Annotated in this window: 12 protein-coding genes; 9 read left to right on the top strand and 3 right to left on the bottom strand. The window is 64.2% G+C overall.

All coding sequences use genetic code 11. The features are described from left to right. Nucleotides 1-71 precede the first annotated feature (71 nt). Together ACVOLO_RS04270 and ACVOLO_RS04265 are read left to right on the top strand one after the other, a co-directional pair. The gene (locus tag ACVOLO_RS04270) at nt 72-485 is read left to right on the top strand and encodes a MerC domain-containing protein (protein ID WP_481569048.1); all 414 of its coding nucleotides are present in this window, start codon (nt 72-74) and stop codon (nt 483-485) included. A gap of 107 nt (nt 486-592) precedes the next feature. Continuing rightward, nucleotides 593-775: a 30S ribosomal protein THX gene (locus tag ACVOLO_RS04265; RefSeq protein WP_057635755.1), complete on the top strand. Its 183-nt coding sequence runs from the start codon at nt 593-595 to the stop codon at nt 773-775. 99 nt (nt 776-874) lie between these two features. Here ACVOLO_RS04265 and pilH read toward each other — a convergent pair whose 3' ends face one another. Together pilH and ACVOLO_RS04255 are read right to left on the bottom strand one after the other, a co-directional pair. Continuing rightward, on the bottom strand, nt 875-1258 hold the full coding sequence (pilH, locus tag ACVOLO_RS04260; RefSeq protein ID WP_481569047.1) for a twitching motility response regulator PilH: 384 nt from the start codon (nt 1256-1258) through the stop codon (nt 875-877). 106 nt (nt 1259-1364) lie between these two features. Then, nucleotides 1365-2360: a YhdH/YhfP family quinone oxidoreductase gene (locus tag ACVOLO_RS04255; protein ID WP_481569046.1), complete on the bottom strand. Its 996-nt coding sequence runs from the start codon at nt 2358-2360 to the stop codon at nt 1365-1367. Nucleotides 2361-2652: 292 nt separating this feature from the next. On the opposite strand from ACVOLO_RS04255, the gene hflK reads away from it, so the two are divergent. From hflK to ACVOLO_RS04235, 4 genes are all read left to right on the top strand, one after another. Further along, a complete protein-coding gene (gene hflK, locus ACVOLO_RS04250; protein ID WP_481569045.1) occupies nt 2653-3750 on the top strand; it encodes an FtsH protease activity modulator HflK in 1098 nt (365 codons plus the stop codon). Continuing rightward, complete coding sequence (gene hflC, locus ACVOLO_RS04245; protein ID WP_481569044.1) at nt 3747-4610, top strand: protease modulator HflC; 864 nt, start codon at nt 3747-3749, stop codon at nt 4608-4610. Before hflK ends, hflC begins: the two co-directional genes overlap by 4 nt. A gap of 323 nt (nt 4611-4933) precedes the next feature. Then, complete coding sequence (locus tag ACVOLO_RS04240) at nt 4934-5119, top strand: DUF2065 domain-containing protein (protein ID WP_481569043.1); 186 nt, start codon at nt 4934-4936, stop codon at nt 5117-5119. A gap of 246 nt (nt 5120-5365) precedes the next feature. Continuing rightward, the gene (locus tag ACVOLO_RS04235) at nt 5366-6658 is read left to right on the top strand and encodes an adenylosuccinate synthase (RefSeq protein WP_481569042.1); all 1293 of its coding nucleotides are present in this window, start codon (nt 5366-5368) and stop codon (nt 6656-6658) included. Nucleotides 6659-6743: 85 nt separating this feature from the next. Here the strand turns inward: ACVOLO_RS04235 and ACVOLO_RS04230 are convergent, their stop codons facing one another. Beyond that, nucleotides 6744-7154 carry a hypothetical protein gene (locus tag ACVOLO_RS04230; protein WP_481569041.1) on the bottom strand — a complete coding sequence of 137 codons (411 nt, stop codon included), beginning with the start codon at nt 7152-7154 and terminating at the stop codon, nt 6744-6746. Nucleotides 7155-7663: 509 nt separating this feature from the next. On the opposite strand from ACVOLO_RS04230, the gene ACVOLO_RS04225 reads away from it, so the two are divergent. The 3 genes from ACVOLO_RS04225 (at nt 7664) to radA (ending at nt 12847) form a co-directional block, all read left to right on the top strand. Next, nucleotides 7664-10570 carry a TonB-dependent receptor domain-containing protein gene (locus ACVOLO_RS04225; protein WP_481569040.1) on the top strand — a complete coding sequence of 969 codons (2907 nt, stop codon included), beginning with the start codon at nt 7664-7666 and terminating at the stop codon, nt 10568-10570. Nucleotides 10571-10673: 103 nt separating this feature from the next. Beyond that, the gene (locus tag ACVOLO_RS04220; RefSeq protein WP_481569039.1) at nt 10674-11390 is read left to right on the top strand and encodes an AraC family transcriptional regulator; all 717 of its coding nucleotides are present in this window, start codon (nt 10674-10676) and stop codon (nt 11388-11390) included. A 71-nt stretch (nt 11391-11461) separates the two neighbouring features. Then, on the top strand, nt 11462-12847 hold the full coding sequence (gene radA / locus ACVOLO_RS04215; RefSeq protein WP_481569038.1) for a DNA repair protein RadA: 1386 nt from the start codon (nt 11462-11464) through the stop codon (nt 12845-12847). Nucleotides 12848-12953 lie beyond the last annotated feature (106 nt).

Here is a 12953-nt window from a genome sequence, read left to right as displayed (position 1 = left end):
GGAGGGGGACGGTTCGGAACGATGATTATGTTATATTATTCCATAACGATTCGCCGACCCTGCTGGAAGTCATGCCTCTGCCGACCTCACTACGCCAGTTCCTTGACCGCTTCGGCGCCACCGGCTCGTTGTTGTGTGCGGTGCATTGCGCGGTGTTACCCGCGTTGCTCGCGGTGGCACCGTCGCTTGGCCTGTCGTTCTGGTTGAGTGACAGCGTCGAGGCCACGGTGGTGATTTTCGTCACCCTGCTGGGCCTGGCCAGCCTGATCTGGGGCTACTACCGCCACCGTGCATTGCGCGCGCTGGTGATGTTGTTGCCGGGCCTGGTGTTGTTGTGGGCGGGCTTGCTGCATGAGGGCCTGCATCATTCCCCGGTGCCGCACGCGGTGGTGATGACACTCGGCGGTGTGCTGGTCGGGCTTGCGCATGTGCTGAACCTGCGCTTGAACCACCGCCACGTTCACGACGCCAGCTGCGCACATTGAAAGGCGCGTGGTAGTCTTCACGCTTATGCGCGGGGGCGCCTTGTGCGGCCTCGCCAAACCCGTGCAAGCACGGGGTAATCCGATTTCAAAACCAAGGAGTTGACGACATGGGTAAGGGTGACCGCAAGACCGCCAAGGGCAAGCGCTACAACGCCAGCTACGGCAATTCGCGCTCGCATACGGTGAGCAAGGTGGCCGTGGGCGCAGCTGCGCCGGTCGCCAAGAAGACTGTCGCCAAGGCACCGGCCAAGAAGGCCGTCGCAAAGAAGGCAGTTGCCAAGGCCGGTTGATTCCCGCCAGGCCAGGTACGAAAAAAGCGGCGCTTGCGCCGCTTTTTTTGTGGCCGGATTCAGGCCGGGCCACCTTGCCGCATGACGGTGCCAGGTAAGTCAGGCTGCAGGCGGTGCCTCGGCGCTGAATACTTGGGCAATCACCGCGGACAGGTCATCCTCGCTGAAAGGCTTGGTGATGTAGGCCTTCGCCCCCTGCCGCATGCCCCACAGGCGGTCGGTGTCCTGGTCCTTGGTGGTCACCAGGATCACCGGGATGTGCTGGGTGGTGGCTTCGCGCTTGAGCGTGCGCGTGGCCTGGAAGCCGTTGAGGTTGGGCATCACCACGTCCATCAGGATCAGGTCCGGCAAGACCGTCTTGGCCGTCTCCACCCCGGAGGCGCCGTCGGTGGCGGTGAAGGTTTCGTGCCCCAGTTTTTCGACGATGCGCAGGATGCCCATCAGCTGCGACGGCGAGTCGTCGACGATCAGGATGCGTGCCATGTGTTCCCCAATATCCTGCTTTCCCCAAGATGCTGGCGAGTGTAGTGCCGGGCCACCATGGACGTGAAGCGCTGTGCGTCACGTCCATGGCGCGACGTGACGGCTGTCAATCAACTCTTACGACGGTGCGGCCGAAGGATTTGCCGCCCAGCATGGTGTCAAAAACCCCCGGCAGCTCGTCCAGGCCCACCTCTCGGGTGCAGATGGTCTCCAGGTGGCGGGGCTTCCACTCGGTGCCGAGTAACTGCCAGACCTGTTCGCGCACATCGCGCGCGGTGCCGGCCGAGGCCACGCCCAGCAGCGACACGCCACGGATGATGAACGGCATGACGGTCATGTCCAGCTCGGCCGAGGCGGCCAGCCCGGCCGAGGCGACATTGCCGTAAGGCGTGGTCTGCGCGAGCAGGCTGGTCAACATTGACCCGCCGACATTGTCCAGGCCGCCGCCGAAGCGGGCCGATTCCATCGGGCGGGTCGTGCCAAGGGCATCGCGGCCCAGCACCTGGCTGGCGCCGATGCGGGCCAGGTAATCGGCGGCCTCGGCCTTGCCACTGATGGCATGCACTTCAAAGCCGGCGCGGCTGAAGATGTCCACCGCCAGGGAACCGACGCCGCCGGTGGCGCCGGTCACCGCCAATGGGCCCTGTGCGGGTGATTGGCGGTTCTCCTTCATGCGGAACAGCGCCAGCGCGGCGGTGAAGCCGGCAGTGCCCAGGACCATGGCTTCGCGAAGGGACAGGCCGGCGGGCAGGGGGATGACCCATTTCGATTCCAGCCGGACGTACTGGCTGTAGCCTCCGTCACGGGTTTCGCTCAGCCCGCAGCCGGTGGTCAGCACGGCATCGCCCTCGCGGAAGGCCGGGTCGGTGGAGGCGACCACCTCGCCGGCCACGTCGATGCCGCCGATCAGCGGGAAGCGGCGCAGGATCTTGCCTTTGCCGGTGCCGGCCAGCGCGTCCTTGTAGTTCACCGACGACCAGCGGGCGCGGACCACCACCTCCCCCGGGCTGAGCGCGTCCAGGCTCACCTGCTCAAGCCCGCTGCGGTAGCCGGCGTCGTCACTGTGGATGCGGAAAGCGGAAAACGTGGTGGGGATGGACATGTGGCAGCCTGCGTTGGAACGGAATATCCAACGATAGCGGTTGGGAAACGGCAGGTCTGCCCTTATTGCTGTTACGGAAAGGTTCTTTCGCCGGCCTGCCCGGGCCGCGGGAGCGGCGCAGGCCGGGCCTGGCGCCGGGTATCGCACGCTGGCTTAACCGATCTGCGGTAAACCTTCCGGTTTGCGGAACCTCTGAACCTGTTCAGAGACTCCCTTGTTAGAATCGGGATTCGATTGATGGCCGGGCAGGGCGGGGCCAACCCGCAACCTGGCCCTTACAGATGGAGCATGCATGGCCTGGAATACACCCGGCGGCAACAGTGGGGACGACAACCGTACACCCCGCAGGCCGCGTGGCGGCAATGGCGGAGGTTGGGGCGGTGGTCTGCCCGGGCCGTTGCGCGACCTGTTTGATGGCGGCATCTGGCGCTGGGTATTGGTGGCGGTGGCGTTGCTGGTGTTGTTCTCCAGCTTCCAGCTGATCGGCGAACAGCAGCGTGGCGTGGTGCTGCGTTTCGGTCAGTTCTCGCGGATCCTGCAGCCTGGCCCCAACTTCAAGCTGCCGTGGCCGCTGGAGTCGGTGATCAAGGTCAATGCGACCCAGATCAAGACCTTCAGCAGCAATGTCCCGGTGCTGACGCGTGACGAGAACATCGTCAACGTCGCCCTCAACGTGCAGTACCGCGTGGATGATCCGCGCCTGTACCTGTTCGGTACGGTCGATGCTGACCAGATGCTGGAGCAGTCCGCGCAGAGCGCGGTGCGTGAGCAGGTGGGCCGTGCCGACCTGAACACCGTGCTCAACAACCGTGGCCCGCTGGCCGTGGTTGCCGAGCAGCGCCTGCAGGCCTCGCTGAAGGACTACAACACCGGCCTGAGCGTCACCGGCCTGACCCTGCCTGACGCGCGTCCGCCGGAAGAAGTGAAGCCGGCGTTCGACGAGGTCAACGGTGCCCAGCAGGTCAAGGAACGCCTGATCAATGAAGCCCAGGCCTATGCCGCCAAGGTAGTGCCCGAAGCGCGCGGCCAGGCATCGCGTGCCCGCACCACTGCCGAAGGCTACAAACAGGCCGTCGTGGCCCGCGCGGACGGTGACGCCCGTCGCTTCAGCCTGTTGCAGGCCGAATACAAGAACGCGCCGGAAGTCACCCGCAAGCGCCTGTGGCTGGAAACCGTGCAGCAGGTGCTGGCCGAAAACCGCAAGGTCATCGGTGGCGATGGCCGCCAGTTGATCTACGTGCCGATGCCGGCCGACGCGAAGTCCTCGGCCAATGCGCCGCAGCTGACCCCGGAGATGGTGGTGCCGGCATTGCCGGCAACGACCGACAGCATTCGCAACCCGGACCGTTCGGTCTCCCGCTCGGCAAATCGTGAGGAGGCTGGCCGATGAAGAATTCAGTCGTTATCGGCATCATCGTTGCGGTGTTGCTGGGCCTGATGGGCTCGGTCTATGTGGTGCGTGAAGACCAGACGGCCATGGTGCTGAACCTGGGCAAGGTGGTGCGTGCCGACATCAAGCCGGGCCTGCATTTCAAGGTGCCGCTGGTGGAAACGGTGCGGGTGTTCGACCGCCGTTTCCAGGTGCTGGATACCGCGCCGGCACGCTACTTCACGGCCGAGCAGAAGGACGTCAGCGTTGACTTCTTCGCCATCGGTTACATCTCCGACGTGCGCGCGTACTACCGTGCGACCGGCGGTGACGGCAAGGTGGCCAATGCGCGCCTGGCCCCGATCATCACCGACTCGCTGCGTAACCAGATCAACTCGCGCACTTTGCAGGCGCTGGTATCCGGTGATCGCAGTGAGTTGATCGCCGGGCAGCTGAAGAGCATCAACGAGGCCATCAAGACGTTGGGCATGCAGATCGTCGACCTGCGCATCAAGCAGATCGACCTGCCGACCGACAGCCAGGTGATCACCGATGTCTATGAGCGCATGCGCGCCCAGCGCAAGCAGGAGGCCGCCAAGCTGCGCGCCGAGGGCGAAGAGCAGTCGCTGACCATCCGCGCCCAGGCCGACCGCGAAAGCACGGTGATCGTGGCCGAAGCCGAGCGTGATGCGCAGCAGCTGCGCGGTGAGGGCGATGCCCAGGCCGCGGCGATCTACGGCAAGGCGGGTTCTGCGGATCCGGCGTTCTATTCGTTCTACCGCAGCCTTGAGGCCTACCGTGCCTCGATGACCGACGGCAATGGCGTGATCGTGCTCGACAAGAACGACCCGTTCCTGCAGTACATGAAGAGCGATCGCTGATTGTTGATTGTTGGTCGGCATCGCTGACTGCAAAGCACTGAGCGCAAGTCAGCGGTTGCTCAAAGCCCCTCTCCCGCATGCGGGAGAGGGGATAGTCAAAAGCCAAAGCCCAAAGCCCAAAGCCCAAAACCCAAAACCCAAAGCCTTGGTGATTGGGAGTTGCTCAAAGCCCCTCTCCCGCATGCGGGAGAGGGGTTGGGGTGAGGGGAGCTTTTAGAGCCTTCAAGAGCGCCCCCATCCGCCCTACGGGCACCTTCCCCCGCAGGCGGGAGAAGGGACAGTTCAAAGCCAAAGCCTGCCGGTGCCATGTAGTTCCTTGCCCTATGAAAGACCTCCTCTCCGCACTCTGCCTCGTAGCCGTTCTCGAAGGCCTGCTCCTGTTCGCCGCGCCACTGGCCTGGAAGCGGATGGCGTCGCAGCTGCTGGAACTTCCTGCCTCGTCGCTGCGGAAAATGGGTGCGCTGGTGTTGGCGGCAGGGCTCGCTGCACTGTGGTGGTCACGCTACTGAACGAGCGGCCACCGGCCCCGGTGGGCTTGAAGCTCAAGGGGTGGTAGCCGTCACGCAAAACCCGGATAATCCACAAAAGCCGGTCGGGCTAGCTCCTAACAGAGCATCCCGTTCGGCTTTTTCCGTGTATGGCCCTGGCGTTTGCCGGATGCTCCCCGATGGGGCTTCCATGTTGGCGGACCAAGGGCAGCGCACGGCCCCGTCCGCGGCCCCGATGGCCGCAGCAAAACTCAGGAGTTACCCGTCATGGGTCAATCAGTTGTTGTTCTCGGCGCCCAGTGGGGCGATGAAGGCAAGGGCAAGATCGTCGATCTGCTGACCGAAGAAATCGGCGCAGTTGTTCGTTTCCAGGGCGGCCACAATGCCGGCCACACCCTGGTCATCAACGGCAAGAAGACCGTCCTGCACCTGATCCCGTCCGGCATCCTGCGCGATGACGCGCTGTGCCTGATCGGCAATGGCGTGGTGATTTCCCCGGCCGCCCTGCGCAAGGAAATCGAAGAGCTGGAAACGGCTGGCGTTGAAGTGCGTTCGCGCCTGAAGATTTCCCCGGCCGCGCCGCTGATCATGCCGTACCACATTGCCCTGGATCAGGCCCGCGAAAAGGCCGCCGGCGGCAAGGCCATCGGCACCACCGGCCGTGGCATCGGCCCGGCCTATGAAGACAAGGTGGCGCGCCGCGGCATTCGCGTGGCCGATCTGCATTACCCGGAACAGCTGGCTGAAAAGCTCAAGGCTGCGCTGGATTACCACAACTTCGTGCTGACCCAGTACCTGGGTGTGGAAGCTGTCGATTTCGACACCGTCTACCAGGAAGCACTGGCCTTCGGCGAGTATGTCGAGCCGATGAAGTCCGACGTCGCCGGCATCTGCCACGACCTGCGCAAGCAGGGCAAGCGCGTGCTGTTTGAAGGCGCGCAGGGCGCATTGCTGGACATCGACCACGGCACCTATCCGTACGTCACCAGCTCCAACACCACCGTCGGTGGCGCGCTGGCCGGTGCCGGTGTTGGCGCCGATGCCATCGACTACGTGCTGGGCATCGCCAAGGCTTATGCCACCCGCGTTGGTGGTGGCCCGTTCCCGACCGAACTGGACGATGAAATCGGCCAGGGCATCCGCGACCGCGGCGCCGAGTACGGTGCTTCGACCGGCCGCCCGCGTCGTTGCGGCTGGATGGACATCGTCGCGCTCAAGCGCGCCGTGGCCATCAACGGTATCTCCGGCCTGTGCATCACCAAGCTCGACGTGCTGGACGGCATGGAAAAGCTGAAGGTCTGCATTGCCTATGAATACCGCGGCAAGCGCACCGAGTACGCGCCGCTGGACGCGCAGGGCTGGGAAGAGTGCACGCCGGTGTACCTGGAGTTCCCGGGCTGGAGCGAGAACACCCACGGCGTCACCGAATGGGACCAGCTGCCGCCGGCCGCGCGTGCGTACCTGCGCGCGCTGGAAGAACTGGCGGGTTGCCCGGTCTCGATCGTGTCGACCGGCCCGGACCGCGACCACACCATGGTCCTGCAGGATCCGTGGGGCTGATCGTCGCCACCGTTACCTCCGGTAATTGAAAAGCCCCGCTTCGGCGGGGCTTTTTTATGTTGGTCCGTGCGAGGGCGATGCCGCGTCAGGGCTGGTCGAGCGGAATGCCGTTCAAGCGGCGCTCAACGATCTCCAGAATGGTTGGCGTGCTGACGCCATACGAACCGGCAATGCCGGCATCGAACGCCTGGCGCCACTGCGCGTAACCCTTCTGGTAGGCCGGGTTGGGCTCGCGCAGGCCAATGAAGCGCAGTTCGCTGCGCTGCAGGGTCTGGTCGGTGACCGGGGCGTGTTCAAGGTCGGTCATATAGCCGCCGGGCAGGCCGGGGTGGCGGATTTTCAGTGCGTCCAGGGTGACGTGGTAGATGTTGCCGCTACCGAGCGGGTGCTGGTCGATGCGGTTGATCAGCAGCGTCGGTTGTTCGTCGGCATGGCGGCCCTTGCAGGCCCACAGCTGGCCGACGGCAAAGTGGTTCGGGATAGGGGCTTGGCTCATGAGCGGCTTCGGCGCGGGGTGATTGCCGATGATGCCGACAACGATGGCTGCCGACTTGGCACGATCTGGCGGAAGGGCGTTCCCACAGTCCGCGTTTGCCATCGCCGCCGGGTTGGTCGGGGCCTAAAGCCATTGCCATTGGTATTGAACACCGTAGCGCATTGATTGTGCTGAATTCGGCTATTTAGGCGGGCGAAGGTCGTCTTAAGTGTTTCATTTGTGACGTTTTTCGCCGTATACCTAAAAGTGACTTTGCCGAATTCGGCTGTTGGTTGGGTAGAAACACTCAAGACGGGGTTCCCGCTGTACCGGGAATATCTGTCATGCAGTTGTCTTGTGCCGAAACGAGCAACGGCAGACGCGGTGGTTTCGCCATGGGGGCGCGAATCGCTGCGATCAGGGGCAGGCTGGCATTTCCAACTTCCGGGGTAACTATGAGCGGCATCAGCAAGGCGCGGTGGGCAGCACAGCAAGGTGGGCGGCGGTCGGTGCGATTGGCAGGATTGGCGATGGCCCTGGGGTTGGCCCTGCAGGCGCATGCACAGTCCATCACGGGCGGCTTGTATGGCTCGACCAGCGAGAGCGGCGCGGTGGTGGAAGTCAGCCGCGATGCCAGCGGTTTTGCCAAGGTGATTGGCGTCAATCGCAATGGGCAGTACAGCCTTGATCAACTGGCGCCGGGTGTTTACCAGGTCAAGGTGATGCGTGACGGGCAGGTGCTCAGTACCCACAGCGTGAACGTCGTGGCGAATGCGGCCTCGGCGGTGCCGGTGGCAGCGTCGGCAACCGAGTTGGGCGCGGTGATGGTAACGGCCAGCAACTTGAACACGGTGATCAATCCGATCGACGTCAGCACGCCGGAGTTGTCCAGCATCTACACCGCCGACCTGCTGGCCGACCTGCCGGTCAGCCAGACCAGCATCTATGCCTTGGCCCGGCTGGATTCGTCCACGGTGATGGGCAGGAGTTTCGCGCAGATCGGCGGTGCCAGCGAAACCGAGAACCGCTACTACTTCAACGAATTCGACACGTCCTACGACGTCACCGGCGCCGGTGCCATCGTGTTCCCGCAAGTGGCCGTTGCCAGCACCCAGTTGATCACCGGCAGCGGTGGCCTGGGCTGGACCAGCACCACCGGCGGTATTTCCTCGGCCACGCTCAAGCAGGGCAGCAACGAAGTCCATGGCGGCTACAGCCTGTACTACACCCCGCCCACGTCCAGCGCGCTGCGTCCGCGTGGCCAGGACCGCTACAACGCTCTGGGTTCGCCCAGCCTGTACCAATCGGACAACAGCAATGGCCATACGGCCCAGCACTATGTGTGGGGCTCGGGTCCGATCGTGCGTGATCGCTTGTTTGCCTATGTGCTGTATGGCCGCGACCCGGGCAATGAAACACGCAGCTACACTGCCAACACGCGTTCGGATACCCGCCGCAGCAGCAAGGAAGGGTTGATCAACCTGACCTGGAACATCACCGACGACCAGTCGTTGAACGTTGCTGCCTACCGCAATGAGTACGCCACCGACTACCACCTCGCGCTCGCGCAGGGCGACAGCGTCCCCTATGACCCGTCGCAGTCGAGCTATGGTGAGCCGAGCTGGAGTGACCTGCAGACCAAGCAGAAGCTGGTGATCGGCAACTACAACTGGCGCATCAACGACAACCTGCGCCTGCGCCTGATGGGCGGCACCATGCGTTACGACTACAGGCAGTCCACCGAGCTGTCCGGCGTGCCCTACATCGGCGAGTACGATTATGCGACCGGCGTGGAGCGCACCATCAGCCCGGGCGAGGCCTGGGCGCCGTTGAATTACTACTTCGACAAAAAGGGCTTCAAGGGTGACGTCACCTGGAACATCGGCGACCACGAAGTGGTGCTGGGTGGCGAGTTCTATCGCAACAATTACTACTACCAGCCCGAGACCAACCCGGCCGGTTATTACTACTACTACCTGAATTACCCGTACCAGATCGGCAGCTTCACCCCGCCGGGCGATGTGGTCTACAAGTACGAATACGCCATCGGCGGTGAGTTCGAGAGCAAGCAGAAGGGCATTTACCTGTACGACAACTGGCAGGTGTCGCCCAATGTGCGGGTGATGTTCGGTGGCCGCTGGGATCAGATGGAGAACCTGACCTCCACCGGCACGCAGTTCCTGGACATGGACCTGTTCTCACCACGCGTGGGGGCGTCCTGGGATGTGCGTGGTGACAGCTCATTGAAGATCGGCGCCAATGTCGGCCGCTACACCCTGCCGATGCCCTCGACCCTGAGCTACCTGATCGCCTCGGCGCAAACCTACAAACTCAGTTACTACACCTACACCGGCCGCAACCCGGATGGCAGCCCGACGGGCCTGAATGCCGTTGCCGACTATGTGTACTACGACGGCACGCTGCCGGAGATGTCGGCGGTGGTCAGCCGCAACATGAAGAACACCTACCAGAACGAATACCAGGTGTATCTGCAGCAGCAGTTGTCACCGACCTGGTCGTTCCTCGGGCAGGCGGCGTTCCACGATCTCAAGCGCATCGTTGACCAGACCTGTGACCTGGACGGGCGCATCAGCGATTACGTGCGCGACAACGGACATGCCGGTTATGGCGGTTTGACCGGCGGTGGTGGCTGTATCGAGTTCAATCCAGGCAGCAGCATCGTGCTGCGTGATTACCTGGATGGCGACGGGGTGTTGCAGGACATCGTGATCCCCAACAGCTATCTGGGCATGCCGAAGGCCAAGCGCCGTTACCTGAAACTGGGCGCGCAGCTGTCGCACCAGCGCAGTGCGGAGGAGCCGTATTACCTCAACCTCAGCTACACCTGGTCGCACCGCTACGGCAATCATGATGGCTACACCAACCTGACCCGCTCCAATGATCCCAAGCCGGGCACCAGCGGCAACTACCAGTTCCTGCAGAACACGTTTGGCAGCAACGGCAACCTCAGCGGTGACCAGCGACACAGCCTGGTTGCCAACGGGGTTTATTACTTCGGCAGCGGGTTGCGCGTTGGCTCGGTGCTGAACGTGGCTGCGGGTATTCCACAGAGCTGCATGGGCGTTTATCCGGACAACAGCCCCGAGTTCGACCTGCTGGTGCAGGCCGGCGCGGTAACCCATTACTGCAACGGTGTGCTGTCGCCGCAGGGCAGTGGTGGCAAGACCGACAGCACCTGGCGCTGGGATGTCAGCGTGGGTTACGACTTCAACTTCGGCCGCGACAGGGGCCAGCAGTTGAGCCTGGATCTGTCGGTCACCAACGTCAGCAACAACGACGCAGTCACCCAGCGTGACATGGTCTCGGCTACCGGCCTGGACGCCAATGGCAAGGTGGTGCCGCTGCCCTCGTTCCGCTCGGTGACGGCATTGCAGGCACCGCGCAGTACCAATTTGTATCTGCGTTACAGCTTCTGATCCGGAGAGCGGGTGCCGGACCCTCGTGTCCTGCACCCGCTTCTGTGGCATCGTGGGCCCCCGGGACGCCCACCCCGTCTCCCGTCTGCTTGCCCAGTTGTCCGTGATGCGAATCGACCCCGCCGAAATCGAAGCCCTGTTCAATGCCATCCCCAGCGTGCTGTTCTTCGCCAAGGACACACAGGGGCGCTATACCCACGTCAACCTGACGATGATGCACCGGCTGGGGGTGAAGTCGCGCGGCGAGGTCATCGGCAAGCGTGCCGACGAGGTCTACCCGGCCGGCATGAGTGAGGCCTATGTCGAGCAGGATGCGCGGGTGCTGGCGGGCGAGGTGGTCGAGAACGTCATGGAGCTGCAGCTGCTGGCCAATCGGCAGCCGGGCTGGTGCCTGACCTGCAAGCGGCCGATTGTTGAAAACGGCGTCGTGGTCGGCCTGATTGGCATCTCGCGCGACCTCGGCCAGCGCGGTGGATTGGAATCGCAGTACGAGCCGCTGCGCCTGGCACTGGACTACCTCAATACCCATTACGCCGAAAACGTGCGCATGCAGACTCTGCTGGATATCACCGGGTTTTCGCTGTCCAAGCTGGAGCGTTCGTTCCGCAAGGTGTTCCAGATGACGCCGCAGCAGGTGCTGACCCGTTTGCGCATCCAGATCGCCCTGCACCTGCTGCACGGTGATGACAGCGTGGCCAGCATCGGCCAGGCCTGCGGCTTCAGTGACCAGAGCGCGTTCACCCGCAAGTTCAAGGCCGAAGTGGGCATGGCGCCGCGGCAGTACCGGGCGATGATCGCCGCCCGCGCCGCACAGGGCTGAGGCCACACGCACGGTCGCAGCCGCTGCGACTGCGCTCGGCTATCCTGCGGTCCCCCGTCGCAGGAATCCCCATGGCCAAGCCCCGCAACAGCGCCTACGTCTGCACCGAGTGCGGTGCCGAGTACAGCAAATGGCAGGGTCAATGCACCGAGTGCGGTGCGTGGAACGTGCTGAGCGAGATCGTGCTGGAAAGTGCCGCCGCCGCAAAGTCGCCGGCGTCGCGCCGCAGTGGCTGGGCCGGCAAGGTGGATGCACCCAGGATCACCGCACTCAAGGATGTGCAGCAGACCGAGCACCTGCGCGTGTCCACCGGCATCGGCGAGTTCGACCGTGTGCTGGGCGGCGGCCTGGTTGAAGGTGCGGTGGTGCTGGTCGGCGGCGACCCGGGCATCGGTAAATCCACCTTGCTGCTGCAGGCCGTGGCAAAAATGGCGGGCACGTTGCCGGTGTTGTACGTAACCGGCGAGGAATCGCTGGCGCAGGTGGCCGGCCGCGCGGTGCGTCTGGATCTGCCGTTGGAAGGCCTCAATGGCCTGGCCGAAACCGGCGTTGAAAACATCCTGCAGCACGCCGCCACGGCGAAGCCGAAATTGATCGTGGCCGATTCGGTGCAGACGCTGTGGACCGAATCCGTCACCGCCGCGCCGGGTTCGGTGAGCCAGGTGCGCGAGAGCGCTGCCCGCCTGGTGCGTTTTGCCAAGGAGACCGGCACCGCCGTGTTCCTGGTCGGCCACGTCACCAAGGAAGGCGGCATCGCCGGCCCGCGCGTGTTGGAGCACATGGTGGATGCGGTGCTCTATTTCGAGGGCGAGAGCGGCAGCCGTTTCCGCGTGCTGCGCGCGTTCAAGAACCGCTTTGGCGCAGTCAACGAACTGGGCGTGTTCGCGATGGGCGACAAGGGCCTGAAGGAAGTGCCCAACCCATCGGCGATCTTCCTGTCCGGGGGCAGCACACGGCAGCCGGGCAGTTGCGTGATGGTTACCCGCGAGGGCACGCGCCCATTGCTGGTGGAGGTGCAGGCGCTGGTGGATTCCTCGCCGCTGTCCAACCCGCGCCGCGTGGCAGTCGGCCTGGAGCAGAACCGCCTGGCCATGCTGCTGGCGGTACTGCATCGCCATGGTGGAGTGCTGGTCGGCGACCAGGACGTGTTCGTCAACGTGGTCGGTGGCATCCGCGTGCAGGAAACAGCGGTGGACTTGCCGGTATTGCTGGCGGTGTTGTCATCGCTGCAGGACCGGCCGCTGGCCGAGAAGACCATCGCCTTCGGTGAGGTGGGCTTGTCCGGTGAAATCCGCCCGGTGCCCAACGGCGAAGACCGCCTGCGCGAAGCGGCCACGCACGGCTTCAAGCGGGCCATCGTGCCCAAGGCCAACGCGCCGAAGGCGGGCACGGTGAAGGGCATGGAGGTGATTGCGGTGGAGCGGCTGTCGCAGGCGCTGGAAGCGGCGATGGAATAAGCGTCAACCGTAGTGGGGGGGGGCCCGCCGAGCGCGGGGGGTCCCGGGGCGCGGGCCCCGCCGGCGGCGGGCCGGCCCAGGCGCCGGGCACGCCCGGCGCCCCCCC

This window comes from Stenotrophomonas sp. STEN056, assembly GCF_056759635.1.
Note: the sequence above shows the minus strand (reverse complement) of the source record. Positions and strands in the feature narration are given on the sequence as shown.

What these genes read in the sequence shown, in the direction of transcription:
- ACVOLO_RS04235 (WP_481569042.1), top strand. Translation starts at nt 5,366, where the DNA reads ATGGGTCAATCAGTTGTTGTTCTCGGCGCCCAGTGGGGCGATGAAGGC.
- pilH (WP_481569047.1), bottom strand. Translation starts at nt 1,258, where the DNA reads ATGGCACGCATCCTGATCGTCGACGACTCGCCGTCGCAGCTGATGGGC.
- radA (WP_481569038.1), top strand. Translation starts at nt 11,462, where the DNA reads ATGGCCAAGCCCCGCAACAGCGCCTACGTCTGCACCGAGTGCGGTGCC.
- hflC (WP_481569044.1), top strand. Translation starts at nt 3,747, where the DNA reads ATGAAGAATTCAGTCGTTATCGGCATCATCGTTGCGGTGTTGCTGGGC.
- hflK (WP_481569045.1), top strand. Translation starts at nt 2,653, where the DNA reads ATGGCCTGGAATACACCCGGCGGCAACAGTGGGGACGACAACCGTACA.
- ACVOLO_RS04270 (WP_481569048.1), top strand. Translation starts at nt 72, where the DNA reads ATGCCTCTGCCGACCTCACTACGCCAGTTCCTTGACCGCTTCGGCGCC.
- ACVOLO_RS04265 (WP_057635755.1), top strand. Translation starts at nt 593, where the DNA reads ATGGGTAAGGGTGACCGCAAGACCGCCAAGGGCAAGCGCTACAACGCC.
- ACVOLO_RS04230 (WP_481569041.1), bottom strand. Translation starts at nt 7,154, where the DNA reads ATGAGCCAAGCCCCTATCCCGAACCACTTTGCCGTCGGCCAGCTGTGG.
- ACVOLO_RS04225 (WP_481569040.1), top strand. Translation starts at nt 7,664, where the DNA reads ATGGCCCTGGGGTTGGCCCTGCAGGCGCATGCACAGTCCATCACGGGC.
- ACVOLO_RS04240 (WP_481569043.1), top strand. Translation starts at nt 4,934, where the DNA reads ATGAAAGACCTCCTCTCCGCACTCTGCCTCGTAGCCGTTCTCGAAGGC.
- ACVOLO_RS04255 (WP_481569046.1), bottom strand. Translation starts at nt 2,360, where the DNA reads ATGTCCATCCCCACCACGTTTTCCGCTTTCCGCATCCACAGTGACGAC.